Annotated in this window: 20 protein-coding genes; 6 read left to right on the plus strand and 14 right to left on the minus strand. The window is 68.1% G+C overall.

The features are described from left to right. Positions 1–94 precede the first annotated feature (94 nt). Positions 95–850: a DeoR/GlpR family DNA-binding transcription regulator gene (locus tag ACQKJZ_RS10065; protein WP_427731036.1), complete on the plus strand. Its 756-nt coding sequence runs from the start codon at positions 95–97 to the stop codon at positions 848–850. Here ACQKJZ_RS10065 and ACQKJZ_RS10070 read toward each other — a convergent pair. After that, positions 808–2,139 carry an MFS transporter gene (locus tag ACQKJZ_RS10070; RefSeq protein WP_427731037.1) on the minus strand — a complete coding sequence of 444 codons (1,332 nt, stop codon included), beginning with the start codon at positions 2,137–2,139 and terminating at the stop codon, positions 808–810. The two genes, ACQKJZ_RS10065 and ACQKJZ_RS10070, sit on opposite strands and share 43 nt — an antisense overlap. A 114-nt stretch (positions 2,140–2,253) precedes the next feature. Between ACQKJZ_RS10070 and ACQKJZ_RS10075 the strand changes: the two genes are divergently transcribed. Further along, positions 2,254–3,189 (plus strand): glutaminase, encoded by a 936-nt coding sequence (locus ACQKJZ_RS10075; protein WP_427731038.1) that lies wholly within the window; start codon positions 2,254–2,256, stop codon positions 3,187–3,189. Here the strand turns inward: ACQKJZ_RS10075 and ACQKJZ_RS10080 are convergent. Genes ACQKJZ_RS10080 through ACQKJZ_RS10090 form a run of 3 tightly spaced genes read right to left on the minus strand, consistent with a single transcriptional unit; the run spans position 3,095 to position 5,395 of the window. After that, the gene (locus tag ACQKJZ_RS10080; protein WP_427731039.1) at positions 3,095–3,469 is read right to left on the minus strand and encodes a hypothetical protein; all 375 of its coding nucleotides are present in this window, start codon (positions 3,467–3,469) and stop codon (positions 3,095–3,097) included. The genes ACQKJZ_RS10075 and ACQKJZ_RS10080 overlap by 95 nt on opposite strands. Then, a complete protein-coding gene (locus ACQKJZ_RS10085; RefSeq protein WP_427731040.1) occupies positions 3,462–5,027 on the minus strand; it encodes a PepSY-associated TM helix domain-containing protein in 1,566 nt (521 codons plus the stop codon). The genes ACQKJZ_RS10080 and ACQKJZ_RS10085 overlap by 8 nt, the downstream gene beginning before the upstream one ends. Then, on the minus strand, positions 5,024–5,395 hold the full coding sequence (locus tag ACQKJZ_RS10090; RefSeq protein ID WP_427731041.1) for a hypothetical protein: 372 nt from the start codon (positions 5,393–5,395) through the stop codon (positions 5,024–5,026). Before ACQKJZ_RS10090 ends, ACQKJZ_RS10085 begins: the two co-directional genes overlap by 4 nt. 36 nt (positions 5,396–5,431) lie before the next feature. On the opposite strand from ACQKJZ_RS10090, the gene ACQKJZ_RS10095 reads away from it, so the two are divergent. The 4 genes from ACQKJZ_RS10095 to ACQKJZ_RS10110 all read left to right on the plus strand — a co-directional run bounded on the left by ACQKJZ_RS10095 (position 5,432) and on the right by ACQKJZ_RS10110 (position 12,475). Beyond that, positions 5,432–7,723: a TonB-dependent siderophore receptor gene (locus ACQKJZ_RS10095; protein ID WP_427731042.1), complete on the plus strand. Its 2,292-nt coding sequence runs from the start codon at positions 5,432–5,434 to the stop codon at positions 7,721–7,723. A gap of 85 nt (positions 7,724–7,808) precedes the next feature. Beyond that, positions 7,809–8,621 (plus strand): ferredoxin--NADP reductase, encoded by an 813-nt coding sequence (locus tag ACQKJZ_RS10100; RefSeq protein ID WP_427731043.1) that lies wholly within the window; start codon positions 7,809–7,811, stop codon positions 8,619–8,621. A gap of 241 nt (positions 8,622–8,862) precedes the next feature. Next, positions 8,863–11,778 (plus strand): TonB-dependent receptor, encoded by a 2,916-nt coding sequence (locus tag ACQKJZ_RS10105; RefSeq protein WP_427731044.1) that lies wholly within the window; start codon positions 8,863–8,865, stop codon positions 11,776–11,778. A gap of 202 nt (positions 11,779–11,980) precedes the next feature. Beyond that, positions 11,981–12,475 (plus strand): hypothetical protein, encoded by a 495-nt coding sequence (locus ACQKJZ_RS10110; protein WP_427731045.1) that lies wholly within the window; start codon positions 11,981–11,983, stop codon positions 12,473–12,475. A 25-nt stretch (positions 12,476–12,500) separates the two neighbouring features. On the opposite strand, the gene ACQKJZ_RS10115 is transcribed toward ACQKJZ_RS10110, so the two are convergent. The 10 genes from ACQKJZ_RS10115 to ACQKJZ_RS10160 form a co-directional block, all read right to left on the minus strand. Next, positions 12,501–12,767 (minus strand): hypothetical protein, encoded by a 267-nt coding sequence (locus ACQKJZ_RS10115; RefSeq protein ID WP_312490419.1) that lies wholly within the window; start codon positions 12,765–12,767, stop codon positions 12,501–12,503. A gap of 30 nt (positions 12,768–12,797) precedes the next feature. Continuing rightward, entirely contained in the window at positions 12,798–13,805 is a 1,008-nt protein-coding gene (locus ACQKJZ_RS10120) for a chemotaxis protein CheB (protein WP_427731046.1), read from the minus strand. Positions 13,806–13,857: 52 nt separating this feature from the next. Further along, on the minus strand, positions 13,858–14,301 hold the full coding sequence (locus tag ACQKJZ_RS10125; RefSeq protein WP_312490417.1) for a chemotaxis protein CheW: 444 nt from the start codon (positions 14,299–14,301) through the stop codon (positions 13,858–13,860). A gap of 23 nt (positions 14,302–14,324) precedes the next feature. Further along, positions 14,325–14,702 (minus strand): response regulator, encoded by a 378-nt coding sequence (locus ACQKJZ_RS10130; RefSeq protein ID WP_312490416.1) that lies wholly within the window; start codon positions 14,700–14,702, stop codon positions 14,325–14,327. Between the two features lie 32 nt (positions 14,703–14,734). Beyond that, the gene (locus ACQKJZ_RS10135) at positions 14,735–15,307 is read right to left on the minus strand and encodes a chemotaxis protein CheD (RefSeq protein WP_312490423.1); all 573 of its coding nucleotides are present in this window, start codon (positions 15,305–15,307) and stop codon (positions 14,735–14,737) included. Continuing rightward, positions 15,304–16,320, minus strand: coding sequence for a protein-glutamate methylesterase/protein-glutamine glutaminase (locus ACQKJZ_RS10140; protein WP_427731047.1), 1,017 nt, complete (start codon positions 16,318–16,320; stop codon positions 15,304–15,306). The genes ACQKJZ_RS10135 and ACQKJZ_RS10140 overlap by 4 nt, the downstream gene beginning before the upstream one ends. Then, complete coding sequence (locus ACQKJZ_RS10145) at positions 16,320–17,177, minus strand: CheR family methyltransferase (protein WP_427731048.1); 858 nt, start codon at positions 17,175–17,177, stop codon at positions 16,320–16,322. The genes ACQKJZ_RS10140 and ACQKJZ_RS10145 overlap by 1 nt, the downstream gene beginning before the upstream one ends. After that, on the minus strand, positions 17,174–19,354 hold the full coding sequence (locus ACQKJZ_RS10150) for a chemotaxis protein CheA (RefSeq protein ID WP_427731049.1): 2,181 nt from the start codon (positions 19,352–19,354) through the stop codon (positions 17,174–17,176). The genes ACQKJZ_RS10145 and ACQKJZ_RS10150 overlap by 4 nt, the downstream gene beginning before the upstream one ends. Positions 19,355–19,367: 13 nt before the next feature. After that, positions 19,368–19,640, minus strand: a complete 273-nt coding sequence (locus tag ACQKJZ_RS10155) for an STAS domain-containing protein (RefSeq protein ID WP_037568354.1) — start codon at positions 19,638–19,640, stop codon at positions 19,368–19,370. A gap of 83 nt (positions 19,641–19,723) precedes the next feature. Then, positions 19,724–20,456 (minus strand): methyl-accepting chemotaxis protein (locus ACQKJZ_RS10160; protein WP_427731050.1); only part of this gene is annotated, 733 nt, incomplete at its 5' end.

A 20,456-nucleotide genomic window follows, 5' to 3' on the forward strand; every position in this document is an offset into this window, starting at 1 on the left:
TGTGGGGGAGGCGACGATTCGGACCGGATAACCCACCCGATTGACCGAAATGTGAGGGCGGTTAGCATGCCCCGACGAGAGGAAGCCGAAGACCATGATGAAACGTCAGCGCCGCCAGCATGAGATCGTGGCGCTTCTGGCCGAGGGGCATTTTCGCGGCATCGGCGATCTGGCCGAGGCGCTTTCGGTGTCGGAGGAGACGATCCGCCGCGAGCTGCGCGTGCTGGAGGCGTCGGGCGCGGTGGTGCGCGCGCACGGCGCGGTGCGGCTGGCCAAGGTGGAGGCCGAGGGGTCCTTCGCCACCCGCCTGCAACGCCATGCCGAGGCCAAGCAGCGGATCGCGGGCGCGGTCGCCGAGCTGGTCGCCGATGGCCAGACGCTCTACATCGACGCCAGCACTACCGGCCATTATGTCGCGCGCGCGCTTCGCGATCACCAGCGGCTGACCGTCATCACCAACGCTGTGGGCGTCGCGGCCGAGCTGGGTGGGCGCAACGAGAATCGCGTGCTGCTGGCCGGTGGTGAGCTGGATTACGAATATCGCGCCTGTTTCGACGCGACCGCGCGCGACTATCTCGCCGCCTTCACGCCGTCACTGGCGATCCTGTCGGTCGAATCGGTCAATCTCGACCATGGTTTCGCCGATTATCATGTCGGTGAGGCGGCGGTGTGCCGGATGATGATCGCCCGGTCGCGCCGCACGCTGATCGCGGTGGACCAGAGTAAGTTCGACCGCCACGGCACGGTGCAGGTCGCGCCGCTGGACGGGGTCGACATGCTGGTGACGGACGCCGCGCTCGATCCCGATTATGCGGCGGCGCTGGCGGCGGTGGAGGTCGTCATCGCCTGACCGCGTGGGATCAGGAGCGCGACGGCGGCGCCCATTAGCGCGAGGGCGGCATGGATCATCCAGAAGCCAGGCTGGCTCATTCCCGGATAAAGGGTGCCGAGCTGGCCGACCGCCAGATGCGCGACGAAGCCGTGGAGATAGAATAGCCCGGTCATCGTCCCCCGCCGGGCGGGCGGGGCGGCGGTCGTGACGATCGCCAATGCCGCCGGCCAGGCCAGCACCACGCCAATGTCGAGCAGCAGGATCGCCGCCAGTGGTCCGCCAAGGCCGATCCGTCCAGAAGCCGCAGATCCCCCCGCCGACAGCAGCGCGAGGACCCCGTAAGCCAGCATGATCGCCACCCCGCCCAGCGCCAGCTTGATCCCGCTCGACGGCTCGGCCCCGCGCGTGGCCAGTCGGGGCCAGAGCCGATAGGCGGCGAGCGCCAGGATGATGGTGAACAGCCCGTCGGCGGCGATCAGCCAGCTCGGCGGAATGGCGAAGCCGTGCACGCTTAGCTCGACCCGTGCCTTGGCCCAGACCAGGACGATGTTGCTCAACTGCTCATAGGCGCAGAAGCACAGGGTCACCGCCACGATCGCCGGTATCACGCGCGCCCAGTCGACCCGCCGATCTCCGCCGACCGGCGAGGCGGCCGGTGCGACGCGCGGCGCGGTGCGCAGCAACAGCATCGCGACGATCATGCTGCCCGCCATCGCGGCAAAGGCGGTGGCGAACCCCATGCGCGCCGCCAGCCAGCCGCCGAGCAGCGGCCCCAGCATCGCGCCGCCGTTGAGGAACGCCAGATAGGCGGCGAACAGCCGTTCGCTTACCCGTCGTCCGCGCAGCGCCCCCACCTCGGCCGCCAGATTGCCCTTGAGCAGGCCGATGCCGGCGATCATCAGCGCCAGGCCGATCAGCGCGCCCTGCCGGCTGGCGAGCGCGACCATGCCCGCCGCCATCAGGGCGGCACCGACGTACATGGCCGGCCGCCGCCGCTGCCCGCGATCCGCGATCCAGCCGCCGAGCGGCAGCACCAGATAGGTCAGCGCGCCGTACAGGCCGTAAAGCTGCGAGGCGAAGGCGAGATCGGTCGTCGTCCCCGTCACCCCCTCGATACCGCTACGCAGCATCGCCAGTCCCGCGACCGGCAGGGCCGGGCGCGCCAGCAGATCGGTCAGCAGGAACAGGGTCAGCAGCGACTTCGTGCCGTGAATCGCAAAACGCTCCCATCCCTCGACGCCGGCCAGCGTCCAGAATCCGGGGGCGGGCGGGGCGGTGTCCCCATCGCGCTTTAGCCTATCGCGCATGATGCTGATGTCGGTCCGTTTCGGTACTTTCGTAGAAGTGCCGGGCCCTAACGCCGGTTTGTGACGGGTTCGCGGCGGCTCGACAAAGGGGCGCGCGCACGGCACCACGGGGCCATGGACCTGTCCGCCATCGTCGCCGACATCGCCGCCGAAATGGCGGACGCGCCCGATCGGGGGACGCCCGCCGATTATATTCCCGCGCTCGCCGGGGTCGATCCGGCGCATTTCGGGATGGCGATCGTCGAGGCGGACGGCAACTGCCATCTGGCCGGCGATGCCGACATGGCCTTTTCGATCCAGAGCATTTCCAAGGTCTTCGCGCTGACGCTGGCACTGGGCGCGGTCGGCGACCAACTGTGGCGGCGGGTGGGGCGCGAGCCGTCGGGCACCGCGTTCAACTCGATCGTCCAGCTGGAGACCGAGCACGGCATCCCGCGCAATCCCTTCATCAATGCTGGCGCGATCGTCGTCGCCGATGTCCTGCTCGGCAGTCATGAACCGCGCGAGGCGATCGGCGAGATGCTGCGCTTCGTGCGTGCGCTGGCCGGCGAGGAGGACATCCGCATCGACGCCGCGGTCGCGCATGACGAGATGGAGACGGGGCACCGCAACCAGGCGCTGGCGCATTACATGCGCGCCTTCGGCAATCTGCATCACCCGGTCGAGCGGGTGCTGGGCGTCTATTTCCACTTTTGCGCGCTGGCGATGAGCTGTCGGCAACTGGCGCTGGCCGGGCGTTACCTGATGGCGCGCGGGGTCAATCCGGGGACCGGGCGCTCGGTGGTGTCACCGCAACGGGCGCGGCGGATCAACGCGCTGATGATGAGCTGCGGCCATTATGACGGATCGGGCGAGTTCGCCTTCCGTGTCGGCCTGCCGGGCAAGTCGGGGGTGGGGGGCGGCATATTGGCGATCGTGCCCGGCCGCGCCTCGATCGCCGTCTGGTCGCCGGGGCTCAACGCGCGCGGGAATTCGCAGCTTGGTACGCTGGCGCTCGAACGGCTGGTGCAGCGGACCGGCTGGTCCGTGTTCGACCCGCAAGCCGGTTGACCGCGCGCAAGGGCGCGAAGGCCGCCGCAGCGCGCACCGACAGGATCAGGTTCAGTGCCACGCCCGCGATCGACGCCGCGCCAGCCAGCCGCACGATCCGCTCGCCGGTGACCGCCGTGCCGCAGCTCGACAGCGTGAGCAGCAGCACCGCGCCGCCCAGCAGCTTCAGCCCGCCGCGCAACCGCGCATCATGCAGCGTCCCGGCTTCGCGCGCATGGCGATAGGAGCCGGCGGCGAGCAGCCAGAAGCCGATGAAGCACAGGACGATCGTATCAAGCATGGGCAGGCTCCGAAAAACGGCGGGTGCGGTCGGGTGCGCGCGGCGCAGGGCGGGCGGAAAGCCGGGCGGCGGCGGCAAAGCCGATGCCGATCGCCAGGCAGGCGAGATCGAAGGCGAGAAACAGATGATCGCCATCGAGCAGCGAGGGGATCAGCCAGCGCGAGGTGCTCAGCGCGTTGACCACCGGAATCGCGGTCCAGCCGATGGCGGCGATGGCGAACAGGCTGGTCCAGGCGCGCCGGGCGGGCAGGCCGAGCTGGACGAGCGCGAGCAACCCCCAGGTCCAGAACATCGCCGACACCTCCGCCTCCGCGCGGCCGCCCAGGTCGGCGGGGATCAGGCGGTTGGCGAGGAGATAGGCGGCCATGCCGGTGGGGAAGGCGGCGATCACCGCGATGTTCAACCGCTCGGCCAGGCGCAGCCCGAAGAACGGCGCGGCCCCCGGCTTGCGCCGCTTGGCGGTCCAGAGCAGCAGGCCGGTGCCGACCATCGCCGCGCCGGTCAGGCCCATGACGAAATAGGCCCAGCGCAGCCCGGTGCTGGCGAACGACGCCAAGTGCAGGCCCAGCATCACGCCCGCCGTCTCGATCGCCGAGGCTGGCTCGCCGCTCTGGCTGACGAAGCGGCCGGTCGCGCCTTCATAGACGACGGCGGGGGTGCGCGAACTGATCGCGCCGTGCTGCGCGAGCGCGACGGAGACACGCGCGGCGGCATCGCCCGGATTCTGGATGATGACGCGGGCGGCGGGGCCGCCCAGCCGCCGCTCGGCGTCGCGGACCAGCGGTGCGATCGCGACCAGCGGCTGCCGCGTGCCGCTGGCGAGCACATCGGCGGGCGTGTCATAGGCGGCCTGCATGAACTGGACGGGCTTGGCGTAGTTCATCAGCGCCGGCCAGGGCATGTACATGGTCACCAGCGTGATCAGCCCGGTATAGGTGATCATCGCATGATAGGGCAGGCCGAGCACCGCCGAGACATTGTGCGCGTCGAGCCAGCTGCGCTGTCCCTTGTTCCAGCGCAGCGTAAAAAAGTCGGCGAAGATGCGCTTGTGCGTGATCACGCCCGAGATGATCGCACCCAGCATCGCCATTGCGCACAGTCCGGCTAGCCAGCGGCCCCAGGGGTGCGGCAATTGCAGCTGGAAGTGGAAGCGATAGAAATGCTCGCCCCCGCGCGTCTCGCGCGCGGACAGGGGCGCGCCGCTGACCGGATCGAGCTGCAACTCGCCACCGCGCGCCTTGGGATCGGGCTTGGCGGGGATGCGGAAGACGCGGGTGGCGACCGTCCGCTCCTCGGGCAGATAGATATACCATTGCAGGTCGTCCGCGCCGGTGCGCGTCAGATAGCGTACCGCCGAGGCCGCCGCCTGTGCCGGCGCCGTCCTTGCGGCATGGATTTCGGGCTGCATCCACTGGGTAATCTCGGGCCGGAAATAGGCCGAGGTGCCGGTCAGGAACATGGTGAAGAGGATCCACCCGGCGATCAGCCCCAGCCAGCCATGCGCCCAGGCCATGGTCTGGCGCAGCGCGCGCTGTTCGGGGGCCGGCGCGACGCTCACGCGCGCACGCCCAGCGACCAGAGCAGCCCCGCCATGACGATGGCACCGCCCCAGATGACCGTGCTGACTCGGCCGAGCCGGATGTCGTGCAACGCCCACAGGCCGGCGGACGCATAGACCAGGAAGGACAGGATCATCGGCCATCCGGTCGCCTCGACCCGGGTCAGCGCGTCCGACACCGGGAGCAGTCGCGCGGCCAGCATCGCCGTCGCCACCGCGAAGGCATAGCCACCGAGAATCGCGGTCAGCCAGCGCCACGCCATGCCCAGCGCCGCGCGCCAGCGGGTCGTTGCAGCGGCAGTGATGGCCCGGCTTTGCGCCACCCGGTCTTTCCCCTTGTCATCGTGACGGCCTCGCTTTAGCAGCATTTGAGAGTCACTATCAATAGCAAGGTTAGGGAAAATATGCGGGGGTTTCGCGCAACGCTGCTGGCGGCCTGTGTCACGGGGTCCGTTCTGGGATGGGCCTCGCCGACCCTCGCTCTGGGCCTGCCCGAGAATGGGCCGGCGGCCGGGAATGACGAGGATCCCCAGCGGCTGCGCAACGAGGAGATCGTGGTCGAGGGCGAACGCGCCAAGAAGAGCGCGGTGTCGGGGACCAAGACCGATATTCCGCTGATCGCCACGCCGCAGACGATCATCGCGATCGATCAGGAGGAGCTGACGCGGCGCAACGCGCTGTCGATCAACCAGGCGCTCGGCTATGTCGCGGGCGTCGCGCCTAACCAGCGCGGCAATGTCGCCACCCGCTATGACCAGCTGTTCCTGCGCGGGTTCCAGCCGGGCATCTTCATGGACGGGATGCGGCTGCTCGGCGGCGTCTATTCCAGCCCGCAGATCGACTTCCATCTCGTCGAATCGGTCGATGTGGTGAAGGGGCCGGCAGGCGTCACCTATGGTTCGGGCACGCCCGGCGGTCTGATCAACCTGACCAGCAAGCTGCCCTATGCCGGGGAGGGCGGGCGCATCGAGCTGGCGGGCGGCAATTTCGCGCTGCTCCGATCGGCGATCGACGTGAACCAGCCGCTGGATGCGGACAATCGCTGGCTGTTCCGCATGATCGCGGGGGCCGAGGAATCGGACGGCTTCATCCAGCAAACCGCCAATCGCCGCTATTATGCCCGCCCGATGCTGCGCTTCGCCCCCGATGCGGCGACCAGCGTGACGCTGATCCTGAACTATCAGCGCGATCCCGAATCGGCCTCCTATAGCGGCGTGCCCGTCTACGGCTCGGCGTTGCCCAATCCGTTCGGCGTGCTGCCGGTCGACTTCAACACGTCCGAGCCGTCCTATGAGGCGTTCGACCGGACGCAGAAATCGGCGACGATCCTGTTCCGCCACGACCTGAACGACCGGCTCAGCTGGACCACCAATGCGCGTTATCTGGCGATCGATCTGCATTACCGGCAGATCTACGGTTCGGGCTATGTGACGCGCGGCACGGGGGCGAATGCGAACAGCGACTTCTCGACGCTACAGCGCGGCGGCGGCGGCTCGGACGAGGCGTTCCAGACCTTCACCGTCGACAATCATCTGGTCGGCAAGCTGGACACCGGCCCGGTCGCGCACACCATCCTGGCCGGCGTCGACTGGCAGCATAATCGCGGCGAGAATTATCAGGCCTTCTATACCGGGCAGAATGCCAATCCGGTGTTCAACATCCCCAATCTGAACCTGTTCGCTCCGGTCTACGGCGTGCCGCTGCCGACCTTCCCGGTCAACCAGACGCACAATTACACCAAGCGCGATCAGGTCGGCCTCTATCTTCAGGATCAGATCGCGATCGGCGGGTTGCAGCTGATCGCCAGCGGGCGCTGGGACAGCTATGGCCAGACGACGCAGAATCGTGTCACCAACCGCGTGACGCGGCTCAGCCAGAACGCCTTCACCACTCGCCTGGGCGCGCTGTACGAGACCAAGGTCGGCCTAGCCCCCTTCGTCAGCTATTCGGAGAGTTTCGAGCCGCAGGCGGGCAGCACCTGGGACGGCACCAACTTCATCCCCGTCACCGGCCGTCAGTACGAGGCGGGGCTGAAATACCAGCCGCGCGGGACGACCGCGCTGTTCACCCTGTCCGCCTTCGACCTGCGCCGCCGCAACGTGCCGGTCGCCGATCCGCGCGCGGGCACGGGCAATATCCCCAGCAACTCGCAGATTCAGATCGGCGAGGTTTCGGTGCGCGGGATCGAGCTGGACGGGCGCGGCACGGTGGCGCCCGGCTTCGACGTGATCGTCGCCGCCACTTATAACGACCCTTACGTCCGGCAGGGGACGCCCGTGGTCGGCACCGGCGACCAGATGAGCGGCGTCACCGGCACGCGGCCCTTGGGCGTGCCGCAGTGGAGCGCGTCGAGCTTCCTGTCCTATGATCTGGACAAGGCGGGCGTCGGCAGCGCGCTGGGCGGCCTGAGCCTGGGGGCGGGGGTGCGCTATGTCGGCGAATCGGATGGCACCGCGACCACCGTCGCCGCAGGACGCACCGTCGTGCGTCGGTTCCAGTCGCCCGATTACTGGCTGGCCGACCTGATGCTGGGCTATGACCTTGGCCGGGTGAGCCCGGCGATGGAGGGGCTGAGCTTCACCGCGAACATCGCCAATCTGTTCGACAAGCGCCACATCACCAGCTGCTTCTTCAACAATGGCTGCTATTATGGGGCATCGCGGACCTTTGTAGGCAGCCTGCGCTATTCTTGGTAAGGGCGCATCCGATTCACTCGCATATGACGTATTCGCCCCCTTCGCCGGACGCTCGGCGGGTGGGGGCGCAAAGGAGTTTTGAGGTTTGTCGACCGATACTGCCCTGCCCGAACTGACCCCGACCACGGCGCTCAGCGTCGAGACGGTTCAGAGCGTCCACCACTGGAACGAGCATCTCTTCTCCTTCTCGGTGTCGCGCCCCGACAGCTTCCGTTTCCGCTCGGGCGAGTTCGTGATGATCGGGCTTCAGGGCGACAACGGCAAGCCGCTGCTGCGCGCCTATTCGGTGGCCAGCCCGTCTTATGACGAGAAGCTCGACTTCCTGTCGATCAAGGTCGAGGACGGCCCCCTGACCAGCAAGCTGCAGAAGGTGCAGCCGGGCGACAACATTTATCTGGGTCGCAAGCCCACCGGCACGCTGGTCGCCGACGCGCTGCTGCCCGGCAAGCGGTTGTTCATGCTGTCGACCGGCACGGGCCTTGCCCCGTTCCTGTCGGTCGCGCGCGACCCGGACATCTACGACATGTTCGACGAGGTGGTGATCGTCCACTCGGTCCGCCGCGTCAGCGACCTGGCCTTCCATGACGAGCTGGCGGGCAAGCTGGCCGACGATCCGCTGGTCGGTGACGTGGCGGCGGAGAAGTTCCACTATGTGCCCACCGTCACGCGCGAGCCGTTCCACACCTCGGGCCGCATCGACGCGTTGATCGACGATGGCCGGTTGTTCGCAGGGCTACCCAGCCAGCACGGCTTCAACCCGGAAACCGACCGGATCATGATGTGCGGCAGCATGGAGATGATCAAGTCGCTGGGCGCCAAGTTCGAGGCAATGGGCTTCCCCGAAGGCTCGAATGCGCAGCCGGGCGCCTATGTGATCGAAAAGGCGTTCGCGGGCTGAACCTCTATCCTCCCCTGCAAAGGGGAGGTGGCAGGCCGGAGGCCTGACGGAGGGGTGTCCCGGCTGATGGCCGGGTCGATCGCTGGCGGTGATACCCCTCCACCATGCTTCGCATGGCCCCCCCCTATGGGGGAGGAAGTGCCGCCTCCCGAACCGCGACATTTGTTACGAGTGCGCGGCACATTTGTGCGACAATTGCGTCCTAACGCCCAGTACCTCAATTCAGGGTAAAGGGACGGACATGCGGCTGTGGGCGAGCTTGATGCTGGCGAGTGCGATGCCGGCGATCGCACAGGCGCAGGTGGCCCCGGCCCCCGCCGCGACTCCTGAAACCCCGTCCGCGACGCCGACGGCTACCTTGGCTCCCGCTACGCCGCAAGCGACGCCGACCCGCACTCCGCCCGCCGCGCAAGCCGAGCCCGAGGAGGATGAGGGCGCGGAGGAAGGCGATGTCGTCGTCACCGCGCGGCGGCAACCCGGCACCGTGCCCGGCGACATCCCGCCCGAGCAACAGCTCAGCCCCGCCGACATCCGCTCCTACGGCGTGTCGAGCGTCGCCGACCTGCTGACGGAACTCGCGCCGCAGACGACCAGCGGGCGTGGCGGTTCGCCGGTCGTGCTGCTCAACGGGCGGCGCATCGCGGGCTTCCAGGAAATCCGCGATCTGCCGACCGAGGCGATCCTGCGCGTCGACATCCTGCCCGAGGAGGTCGCGCTCAAATTCGGCTATAGCGCCGACCAGAAGGTGGTGAACTTCGTCCTGCGCCCGCGCTTCCGCTCGCTGGCGGTCGAGGCGATCGGGCGCGTGCCGACCGAGGGCGGATCGGCCATGGGGCAGGGACGGCTCGACTCGCTGGCCATTCGTCGCGACCGGCGCTTGAGCATCCATACCGATTATCAGGAAAGCTCACGCCTGACCGAGGCGGAGCGCGATATCGTCGCACCCGTCAGCAATGCGGCGCTGGGCGGCAATATCGTCACCGCCGATCCCGGTCTCGCCGCGCTGACCGGTTCCAACCCCGGCGTGGTCGGTCTTCCAGCAGGGTTGGCGGGCGTCCCGACGCTGTCCGCGCTGGCCGCCACGCCGGTCAACAGGACCGACGTCACCCGCTATCGCACGCTCCAGAATGCGCAGCGCCAGTGGGATGCCAATATCGTCTATGCGCGCAACATCCTGGGCAATGTCGCCGCGTCCTTCAACGCCGAGGTGCAGGCGACGCAGAGCAACAGCTGGAACGGCCTGCCTTCGGCCAATCTGCAACTGCCGGTCGGCAATCCCTATTCGCCGTTCGGGACGACCGCGACCATTGCGCGGCTGACCGATGCCTATGGCCCGCTGACCCAGGACAATACCGGGCTGACCGCGCATTTCGGAACCGTGCTCAACGGCCAGATCAGCAGCAAATGGCGCTGGTCGGTGACGGGCGCCTATGACCGGGCCGAAAGCCGGGTGTCGACCGAGACCGGGCTGGACATCGCCGCCTTCCAGGCGCGGCTGAATGCGGGCGATCCGACCGCCAATCCCTATGGTCCGCTGGACGGCATCGCGCTGTCGCCGCGTAACTTCGCACGCTCGACCTCGTCGACGGGGCAGATCGACGCGCTGCTCAATGGTCGCGTTTTCGCGCTGCCGGCGGGCGATGCGCAGGCCAGCGTCAAGGTCGGCGGCCAGACCAGCGACTTTTCCAGCCGTTCGCTCCGCTTCGGCCAGGAACAGAGCGGCGAGGTGTCGCGCGACACGGTCAACGGCCAGCTCAACCTCGACCTGCCGATCGCCAATCGCGACCGCTCGGTGCTTGGCGCGATCGGCAATCTGTCGCTGAACCTCAATGCGGCGGCCAATCACCTGTCGGACTTCGGCACGCTGACCACGGTCGGTTACGGGGCGAACTGGGCGCCGCTGGAGGGGGTGCGCATCATCGCCTCCTGGACCGATCAAGAGGATGCGCCGAGCGCGCAGCAGCTGGGTAATCCGACGATCACCACCCCCAATGTCCGCCTGTTCGATTATGTGCGCGGCACCACCGCGACGATCACCGCCGTCACCGGCGGCAATCCGAACCTGATCGCGGACAATCGCCATGTCATGAAGCTGGGCCTGACGCTGAAGCCCTGGCGCGACCGCGACATCAACCTGACCGCGAATTATTACCGCATCGGCACCGACGATCCGATCGCGTCCTTCCCGACGCCGACCGCCGCGATCGAGGCGGCTTTTCCCGACCGCTTCACCCGCGACGCTAGCGGCAATCTGCTGCGCGTCGATTCGCGCCCGATCAATTTCGCGCGGACCGAGCGGCAACAGCTGCGCTGGGGCTTCAACTTCTCCAAGCCGATCAAGTCGAAGATCCAGAAGGAGATCGAGGCGTATCGCGCCGGGACCGGCCCCAATCCGTTCGCGGGCATGGCCTTTCCCGGACGGCGTGGTGATGGGCCCCGAGGCGAGGAACGGCCGGGCGAGGAACGGCCCGGCGAAGGACGGTCCGGCCAAGGCCAACCCGGCGAAGGGCGGCCCGGAGAAGCGCGCGGCGGTGATGCTCCCCGTGGCGAGGGTCAGGGGGCGGCCCCGGCGGCCGCAGCCAACGGACCGGGGGGCGGGCCCGGCGCTGGCGGGGGCAGACGTCCGGGTGGCGGCTTCCGGGGTGGCGGCTTTGGCGGTGGGCGTGGCGGCGGCCGGTTGCAGTTCGCGCTCTATCACAGCTGGACGCTGGCCGACCGGGTGACGGTAGCCGATGGCGGACCGGTCCTCGACCTGCTGCGCGGCGACGCGATCGGGGCGAGTGGCGGCAGCTCGCGGCATCAGCTGGAGGCGCAGGCCGGCTATACCAATAACGGTATCGGCGTGCGCATGTCGGGCAATTGGCGAAGTGCCACGCGGGTCAATGGCGGCACGCCCGCCAATCCCGAGCCGCTGTCCTTCGGCAGCCTGGCCACGGTCGATCTACGCCTGTTCGCCGATCTGGGGCAGAGGCTGGATCTGGTGCGCGCGCACCCCTGGCTGCGGGGGACGCGGGTCAGCCTGTCGTTCGACAATCTGTTCAACCAGCGCCAGCGGGTGACCGATGCCACCGGCACCGTGCCGATCGGCTATCAGCCGGGTTATCTCGATCCCTTGGGCCGTACGGTCAGGTTGTCGGTCCGCAAGCTGTTTTTCTGATCCGATCTTGCCCTAAAGCACCGTTTCTACAAACGAATGCCGTTTCTTTCGCTTTTGCTTTTTCACTGATCTGTGACAACTTGTTCATTATGGACGTCGATGAATTCGGCGTGGCAACACCCTGGGATGATTTGCGAAAAACATCGCCGGGGTTCGCCGGGCTGTCGTGGGAAGTGATGATCGGGGGGCGAACGTGGATGTCATGAGCGACCGCTATGAGGATAGGGCGGGGGCCGATCCATCGGGGATCGATGACCGGTTGCGGCGGATACGCGATGAGCTGGATGTGGTCGAGACGCTGGTCCGCGCCGAAAGCGAGGCGCGGCTGGCGCCCGTCGATATCGGCCGGGTGATCCGCTCCGCCCGCGACGGCATCGGCCGGTATTTCGACAGTTCCCTGTTCGCCGATCCGGCCTTCGACATGCTGCTGTTCGTGTTCGTCGAGGAGGAAGAGGGGCGGCCGGTGGAAACCAGCGCCTGCTACCGCGCTTCCGGCGTGCCGCGCACCACGGCGGTGCGCTGGATCAACATGCTGATCGGCGCGGGCCTGTTCCACAGCACGCCGCATCCGACCGACCGCCGCCTGGCGCTGTTGAGCCTGAGCGACGACGCGCGTGAGGGGCTGCGTCAGTGGCTGGGGGGGCTGCGCCCGCTCCTCGAACGGGTCGAAGCCGCGCGGGTGACCTCGCGCGACTGATCCGGCTTGCCCTCGCGGCGGGGGGTCAGGCGTTGCCCGCCACCCGCTCGCGTAATCGATCGGCCAGCGTTTCCAGCGTGACGCCATCGATCCGCGCCGCGACCGGGGCGTCCGACCGCAATATGTCGGCGATCGCCAGTTGCGCCTGGGTGATCCGATCGACCGACTGGATGCTGACCATGTGGCGGCGCAGCGTGTCGCTGTCGCTGCCCAGGTCATAGGCCAGTTCGGCCAGCGAGCGGGTCAGTTCGACCAGCTCGTCGGCCAATGCATGGGCAAGCTGTTGATCCATGCCAATCATCCTTCCCCCAGGCCGCTTCGCTTATTTGCTGCAGAGCTTGAGAATGTTCGTCGAGATCGCATCGCGCGCGACCGGTTGCGTGACGGCGCCCTTCATCAGGGTGAAGTCGGTGTCCGACCGCCCAATGGCATAGGCGCCACCCGCCAGCATGGCGCGCAGGCCCGCCGAGCCGTCCTCGTCGTCGAGCGCCAGCAACACACCCAGGCCGTTGCTGCCCGCCGCCTTGGCGACCGAGGCGAACAGCAGCGAGATCGACGGACGCTCGCCCGCCACCGGTTCGCGCGCCAACAGACGAAGCGTGCCGTTCGGCCAGGTGTCGACGACCATATGGTTCTCGCCCTGCGGCGCGAAATAGATGGTGCCCTGTTCCACCTTCATGCCGTCGGTCGCCTCGACCACCTTGGGCGCGATCTGGTCCTTCAGCTGCTCGATCATCGGGGTCAGCAGGCCGGGCGACATCTGCTGCACGACCAGCGTCGGCGGGCAGTTGGCCGGGAAGGTCGCGAACAGGTCGAACATCGCCTGGGTATTGGCGGCGTCCGCCCCGATCGCCAGCAGGCGGCCGTTCCAGTCGATCGGCGCGACGGGGCTGCCCTTCTTGGGCTTGGCGGCGCTCGTCTTCTTCAGGTCGGCGTTGCGCGCGGCCTTGATCCGCTTGCCCAGCTTGCCGATGATCTCGTCCAGTTCGGCCTGGACCGCGACCTTGGGCTTGGGGAAACAGTCGATCGCGCCCAGGCGCAGCGCCTCGATCGAATCGGCGGCGCCGGCGGCGGTCCGGGTGGAGAACATGATGACCGGCATCGGTCGCTCCTCCATGATCTCGGCCAGATATTCCAGGCCGCTCATCCCCGGCATCTCGACGTCCAGCGTCATCACCTGGGGGCGATACTGGTCGACCATCTTGCGCGCTTCCGCCGCGCCGTCGGCGGCGCCGACCACGGTGACGCCCTTGATCCGTTCGAGCGCGCCCGAAATGAGCACCCGCATCGTCAGCGAGTCATCGACGACCAGAACCTTAACGTCCGCCATTACGCATTTACCTTCCAACGGATACGCCGTTACGTCTTGAAAAAACAGGGTGTTACGCGGCTTCCGCCGTCAACGCCACGCTGTCCGACAGGCGATCGAGCGCCAGGATCAGGATGAGGCGCTGTTCGATCGTCGCCAGCCCTTCGAGATAATGGGCGGCGGTCGCATCGCCCATGTCGGGCAGCGGCTGCATCGCCTCGGGCGGGATGGTGACGATGTCGTTGACCGCATCGACGATCAGGCCCTGGAGCTGCTCGCCGATGCGCACCACGATGATGACGTGCCGCGCGCTGGGATCGGTGACGCCCCAGCCCAGCCGGTGGCGCAGGTCGAGCACCGGCAGGACCACGCCGCGCAGGTTCACGACACCGCGCACATGCGCCGGCACGTTGGGCAGCGGGGTGGCGGGCGACCAGGCGCGGATCTCGCGGATGGCCATGATGTCGACGCCCAGAATCTGGTCGCCGAGCTGGAAGGTGATGAGCTGACGCGACATGGTCGGTTCCTCTCTGGATGGGATCAGTGCAGCACGCGGCGGATCGCCGCGGCCAGCTTTTCGGGGTTGAAGGGCTTGACGATCCAGCCGGTCGCGCCGGCCTCGCGCGCGCGGGCCTTCTTCTCGTCCGAGCTTTCGGTGGTCAGCACCAGGATCGGCAGGTTGCGATGACCCGGCTGGCGGCGCAGCGCCTCGATCAGGCCGAATCCGTCCATGCGCGGCATGTTGATGTCGGTGATGACGAGGTCGGGCACGGTCTCGGCCGTCACGCCGTCCAGCGTGTCGAGCGCATGAACGCCATCCTCGGCCTCAAGCACCCGATATCCCATATCGGTGAGCGCGGCGCGCAGGAGCATTCTCATGCTGGGCGAATCGTCCACGGTCATGATGAGTTGGGACACGAACTGGCCTTTCATGGAAGGATCGAGGGACATTAGAAGAATTCCACATCGCCGGTGGCGGCGGGTGGCGGTGGCGGAACGGGGCGGGCGACACGGGGCACGGGCGCGACCGTATCGGTGACGTGACGGCAACGGGCCAGGCCCAGGGCGGGGCGGAACTCGACGCGGCGCGCGCTGACGCCGCCGACATCCTCGCCGACCAGTGCGATTCGCTCGTCCGCCAGGAAACGCCGGGCGAACTGCGCATTGGCGCCCCCGATATCCCGGAACCCGTCGCGCATGGTCGCGCCACCGAACAACCTGGCCTTCAGGCTGTGTCGCTGGGCTCCCAAGGCCATCATGGCGTTGATCAAGACTTCCATCGCATAGACACCGTAGCGTTGCATGGATTTAGGATCGGTTTCCGCCGCACCCGGTTCGGCCAATAAAAAGTGGTTCAATCCGCCCACGCCGGCGATCGGATCGTAGAGGCAGGCCGAGATGCAACTGCCCAGCACGGTCGTCAGCACGACGTCGCGTTCCTGCGACACGCGCGTCTCGCCCTGGATGATGTTGATTCGGCGCAGGCCGTCGCTGCGTGCCAATCCGGCGGTCGACACATTCATGCGCGACACCGCTCGATCAGCGCCGGCGCGACGCGGGTCAGCGTCAGCTGCTTGGTGACGGCACCCACCTCCTGCGCGACGCCGGGCATGCCGTACACGACACAGCTTTCCTGGTCCTGGCCGACGGTGAACGACCCCTTGTTGCGCATCGCCAGCAGTCCATCGGCGCCGTCGCGGCCCATGCCGGTCAGGATCGCACCCACCGCCTTGTCGCCGACATTCTTGGCGACGCTGTGGAACAGGCGATCGACCGAGGGGCGATGCCCGCTCATCGGATCGTCGGGGATCAGGCGCGCGCGATACTGGCCGTCATGGCCGCCGACCTCCAGATGATGGGTGCCGCCGGGTGCCAGATAGACATGGCCGGGGAGCAGCGGCTGACCATGGCGCGCCTCGGCCACGGTCGGCTTGGACAGGCGGTCGAGCCGGGCCGCGAAGCTGGTCGTGAAGGTCGCGGGCATATGCTGGACGATGACGGTCGGCGGGCAATTGGCGGGAAAGCCGCTCAACACCTGGATCAGCGCCTCGACGCCGCCGGTCGACGCGCCGATCGCGATCATCGAGCCGGCGCGGGGCGTGAAATTGGCCGCCGGCACCGGTGCCGCCGGCGCCATGTCGCGCACCCGTACGCGCCGGCTGCTCGCCGCGGCCTTGACGCTTTCGGCCAGACGCGGGTCGAGGCAGTTGGCCGCCGGCTTGGCGCAGCATTCGACCGCGCCCAGCTCCAGCGCGCGGATCGTGGTGTCCGCACCCGCCTGGGTCAGCGTCGAGAGCATGACGACCGGCATGGGGCGCAGCCGCATGACACGTTCCAGGAAGTCGAGGCCGTTCATGTCGGGCATCTCGACGTCCAGGGTGATGACGTCGGGGTCCAGCGCCTTGATCATCTCGCGCGCCTGGTGCGGGCCGTTGGCGGCGCCGACCACTTCGATATCGGGATCGCGGTTCAGCATGCCCGCGATCAGCGCGCGCATGGTCGGGGAGTCGTCAACGATCAGGGTACGAACGGCCATCAGGAAACTTTCTGGAAAGCGGTGCGACCGATGCAGTGAAAGCGCGCCGATACTTCCGGCGGGATGCGTTCGGCATGACCGATATAGAGGATGCCGCCAGTGACCAGCTGATCGGCGAAACGGGCCAGCAGTCGAGCCTTGGTCGGCTCGTCGAAATAAATCATGACATTGCGGCAGAAGATGACGTCGAACGGCCGCCGCATCGGCCAGTTGCGCAACAGGTTGAGCTCGCGAAACGCGATCGGCGCGCGCAGGGCCGGCAACAGCTCGTCCATGTCGCCCGCCCGCCGGCACCAGGCGGACCGCATCGCGGCCGGCATGGCGCGGGTGGTGTCGACCGGATAGCGCCCGGCGCGCGCCGTCGCGATGACGCTGGGCGACAGATCGGTCGCCAGCACCTTGAAGTCCTGACCGGCCAGTTTGGTCGCCGCGCGCGCGTCGGTGCCCAGGATGGTCATCAGCAGCGAATAGGGTTCCTCGCCGCTCGAACAGGCCGCCGACCAGACGCGCACCCGCCCGCCCGAGGCCAGGCGATCGGAAAAGCCGGGCCACAGCTCGTCGCGGAAATGCTCGAAATGATGGTTTTCGCGAAAGAAGGAGGTGTGGTTGGTGGTGAGTGCGTCGACGGCGCGCGCGCGCTCCTCGGCGTCGTCGGCGATGAGCGCCAGATAGTCGGGGAAATTTTCCAGCCCGCACGCCCGCAGCCGCCGCGCCAGCCGGCCATAGATCAGCTTGGCCTTGTTGTCGGGCAGCAGGATGCCCGACTCGGCATAGATCATGTCCGCGATGGCGCGATGGTCGGCCGCCGAGAAGGCGAACTCCATCTCGCGCTGGGGGAGGAGGGCAGGGGCGTTCATGCCGCCATGTCTTCGATGAAGGCGCCGCCGCTGCGGCCGTCACGACGCCAGCGGCCGATCAGCGCATCGACGTCGAGGATCAGCGCGACGCGGCCGTCGCCCAGGATGGTCGCGCCGGCCAGGCCGTGGATGGCGCGGTAATTGGCCTCCAGGCTCTTCACCACGACCTGACGCTGATCCTGGATCGAGTCGACCATCAGCACCGCCTGGCCCTGGTCGCTCTCGACCACGATCAGCACCGCGTCCTCGGGCTGACGCGTGGCACCGCCGACGCCCAGCTGCTCGCCGACGCGGTGGACCGGGACATAGGTGCCGCGCACGTCGAGCAGCGGCGACTGGCCGCCGACGAAATGCACCTCGTCGATGCCGGGGCGCAGGCTCTCGACGATATGGGTCAGCGGGATGACGAAGGTCTGGTCGCCGACGGTCACGATCATGCCGTCGAGGACCGCCAGCGTCAGCGGCAGGCTGAGCGAGAAGCTCGACCCCTTGCCCAGTTCGGACTGGATGCCGATACGGCCGCCCAGCGCCTGGATGTTTTTGCGCACCACGTCCATGCCGACGCCGCGGCCCGAGATGTTGGAGACGACGGCGGCGGTCGAAAAGCCGGGAGCGAAGATCAGATTGTCGATCTCCTCCTCGGACAGCTGCGCGTCGGGGGCGATGATGCCGCGCTCGATCGCCTTGGCCTTGACGCGCGCGCGGTCGATGCCGCGCCCGTCATCGGCCACCGTGATGACGATCCGGCCCGACTGGTGCGCGGCCGACAGGGTGACGACACCCTCGCCGTCCTTGCCTGCCGCCTTGCGATCGGCGGGAGTCTCCAGGCCATGGTCGACGGCGTTGCGGATCAGGTGGGTCAGCGGCTCGCCGATGCGCTCGACCACGGTCTTGTCGACCTCGGTCATCTCGCCCTCGACCTCCAGGCGGACGCGCTTGCCGGTCTCGACCTCCAGCTCGCGGATGATGCGCGGCACGCGGCTGAAGACCGTCTTCATCGGCTGCGCGCGGATCGCCATGGTCGAATCCTGAAGCTCGCGCGTCAGATGGTCGAGGTCGGACAGCTCGGGGATCGAGCCCATCTCGTTCTCGGACAGGCGCTGCGCCAGCATCGCCTGGGTGATGACCAGCTCACCGACCAGATTGACCAGCCGGTCGAGCTTGTCGAGGTCGACGCGGATCGTCTGCGCGGCGGCCGCGGCGACGCGCGGGCTGTTGGCCACCTCGGCCAGTGACGGGGCGGCCGGCTCGACGGGGGCGGGCGCGACGGGAACGGCGGCCAGCGGGGCGGGCGCGGCGGCGACCGGCGCGGGGGCGGCGACCGGCGGAGCCGCCGGCGCGGGCTCGACCGCTTCGGGTTCGGGCACGGGGGCGGCCGGAACCACCTCCTCGGTCGCACGCGTGACGGTCAGGCGGCATTGCGGATCGGCGAAGTCGAAGACCGCGCGAATGTCGTCCTCATCGGTCGTGCCGGGCAGCGCCAGGGTGAAGCCCATATAGGAGCGTTCGGCGTCCAGCCCGTCGAGCAGCGGCAGGTCGGACAGATCGGCCGACAGCGTGCGAGCGCCCATGCGCGACAATTCGCGCAGCGCCAGCATTGGCTCGGCACCGTGATCGAAAGCGCGCGGGCCGGGATGCACGGTCACGATCCATTCGGCCGGTGCGGTCTCGGCCGCCGGTGCGGCGGGTTCCTCCAGCATCGCGAACAGCGCGTCAAAATCGTCCATCGGGGCGGGGGCGGGCACGGCCGTGTCGGCGACCGCCTCGACCTCGGGTGCGGCCTCGGCCCCGCCCTCGATCTTGCCCTCGGCGGCGGCGGCCAGACGGTCGAGCATCGCCTGGTCGGCGGGCATGCCGCCTTCGCCGCGCGCGGCCGCGACATGGTCGGTCAGCGTGTCGAACGCCGCGACGATCAGGTCGATCAACGGCTCGCTGAGCGGCAGCGTGCCGTTGCGGATCAGGTCGAGCACCGTTTCATAATGGTGCGAGAAATGCTGCAACCGGTCATGGCCGAACGCGCCCGCGCCGCCCTTGATCGAGTGGACCGAGCGGAAGACGGTGTTGATCGTCTCGTCATCATGCCGCCCACGCTTCAGATCGGCGAAGGCGCTTTCCAGAGCGCCGAGGCCTTCTTCGCATTCCTGGAAGAAAATCTGCTGGATCTCGTCGAGATTCATCGGGTCGGGCCTTTCAGGCGGCGGGGGTGACGAGGCGGTCGAGGCCCGCCAGCGTGATCATGGAAGCGAGCGCTTCGGACGGGTTCTGCAATTCGAAGTCCGTGCGGATCGAGGCGGCCATCGCCTGCGCGCTGGCCAGCACCTGGAGACAGGCCTGGCCGGCCTGGGTCACCTGACCACCGTCCAGCGCGATGGCGTCGCCCGACGCGATCAGGTCGAGCAGCGCCTGGCGCAGCGGCGCGGCGGCGGTGGTGTCGAGCACGGGGGCAAGGGACAGAGCGGTCACGGTGAAACTCCAGTCGGCAGTTCGAGGCAGCGGCAGGAAGGGAAGAAGCGGTCCCGCCCCGGTTCAGAAGGGCGGGGCCGGCATCAGAATTCGGTCCAGTCGTCGTCGCTGACCGCCAGCGCGGCATTGCCGCTCGACTGGGGGGCGCTGGACGCGAAGGACGGGGATGGCGCGGCCACCGGCGGACAGGCGGCGCGCGACGTCTGCGCGATGCGACGACCGGCGGCGGCGGCGCGCTGCTGCAACTGATGGACCGGCAGCGACGAGGCGGCGGGTGCGGTCGGTGCCGCCGGCGGCGCGACGAAGCCGTCATGATGGCCACCGCCATGGGCGATGCGGAAGCGGGCGACCTCACGCGCCAGGCCATCGGCCTCGACCGCCAGCGAGCGGGCGGCGGCGGTGGCCTGTTCGACCATCGCGGCGTTCTGCTGGGTCACGCCGTCCATCTGCGATACGGCGGTGTTGACCTCCTGAAGCCCGATCGCCTGCTTCTCGGCGGAGCTGGCGATATCTTCGACCAGCCCGCTGATCTCGGTGATCCGGCCGATGATCCGCTCCAGCGCCTTGCCGGTCTCGCTGACCAGCCCGACGCCCGATTCGACCTGTTCGGAGCTGGCGAGGATGCGCGACTTCACATCCTTGGCCGCATCGGCCGAGCGCTGCGCCAGCGCGCGCACTTCGGAGGCGACGACGGCGAAGCCCTTGCCCGCGTCGCCCGCCCGCGCCGCCTCGACACCGGCGTTCAGCGCCAGGAGGTTGGTCTGGAAGGCGATGCCGTCGATGACGCTGATGATTTCGGAGAAAAAAAAAAAAAAA

The sequence above is a fragment of the Sphingomonas sp. NPDC019816 genome (genome assembly GCF_050274375.1).
Taxonomy (GTDB): domain Bacteria; phylum Pseudomonadota; class Alphaproteobacteria; order Sphingomonadales; family Sphingomonadaceae; genus Sphingomonas.

Excerpts from the sequence above, each read along its gene's own strand:
- ACQKJZ_RS10075 (WP_427731038.1), top strand. The coding sequence starts at position 2,254 with ATGGACCTGTCCGCCATCGTCGCCGACATCGCCGCCGAAATGGCGGAC.
- ACQKJZ_RS10125 (WP_312490417.1), bottom strand. The coding sequence starts at position 14,301 with ATGTCGCGTCAGCTCATCACCTTCCAGCTCGGCGACCAGATTCTGGGC.
- ACQKJZ_RS10065 (WP_427731036.1), top strand. The coding sequence starts at position 95 with ATGATGAAACGTCAGCGCCGCCAGCATGAGATCGTGGCGCTTCTGGCC.
- ACQKJZ_RS10120 (WP_427731046.1), bottom strand. The coding sequence starts at position 13,805 with ATGGCGGACGTTAAGGTTCTGGTCGTCGATGACTCGCTGACGATGCGG.
- ACQKJZ_RS10140 (WP_427731047.1), bottom strand. The coding sequence starts at position 16,320 with ATGGCCGTTCGTACCCTGATCGTTGACGACTCCCCGACCATGCGCGCG.
- ACQKJZ_RS10110 (WP_427731045.1), top strand. The coding sequence starts at position 11,981 with ATGAGCGACCGCTATGAGGATAGGGCGGGGGCCGATCCATCGGGGATC.
- ACQKJZ_RS10095 (WP_427731042.1), top strand. The coding sequence starts at position 5,432 with ATGCGGGGGTTTCGCGCAACGCTGCTGGCGGCCTGTGTCACGGGGTCC.
- ACQKJZ_RS10080 (WP_427731039.1), bottom strand. The coding sequence starts at position 3,469 with ATGCTTGATACGATCGTCCTGTGCTTCATCGGCTTCTGGCTGCTCGCC.
- ACQKJZ_RS10150 (WP_427731049.1), bottom strand. The coding sequence starts at position 19,354 with ATGAATCTCGACGAGATCCAGCAGATTTTCTTCCAGGAATGCGAAGAA.
- ACQKJZ_RS10135 (WP_312490423.1), bottom strand. The coding sequence starts at position 15,307 with ATGAATGTGTCGACCGCCGGATTGGCACGCAGCGACGGCCTGCGCCGA.
- ACQKJZ_RS10090 (WP_427731041.1), bottom strand. The coding sequence starts at position 5,395 with ATGCTGCTAAAGCGAGGCCGTCACGATGACAAGGGGAAAGACCGGGTG.
- ACQKJZ_RS10115 (WP_312490419.1), bottom strand. The coding sequence starts at position 12,767 with ATGGATCAACAGCTTGCCCATGCATTGGCCGACGAGCTGGTCGAACTG.
- ACQKJZ_RS10070 (WP_427731037.1), bottom strand. The coding sequence starts at position 2,139 with ATGCGCGATAGGCTAAAGCGCGATGGGGACACCGCCCCGCCCGCCCCC.
- ACQKJZ_RS10145 (WP_427731048.1), bottom strand. The coding sequence starts at position 17,177 with ATGAACGCCCCTGCCCTCCTCCCCCAGCGCGAGATGGAGTTCGCCTTC.
- ACQKJZ_RS10105 (WP_427731044.1), top strand. The coding sequence starts at position 8,863 with ATGCGGCTGTGGGCGAGCTTGATGCTGGCGAGTGCGATGCCGGCGATC.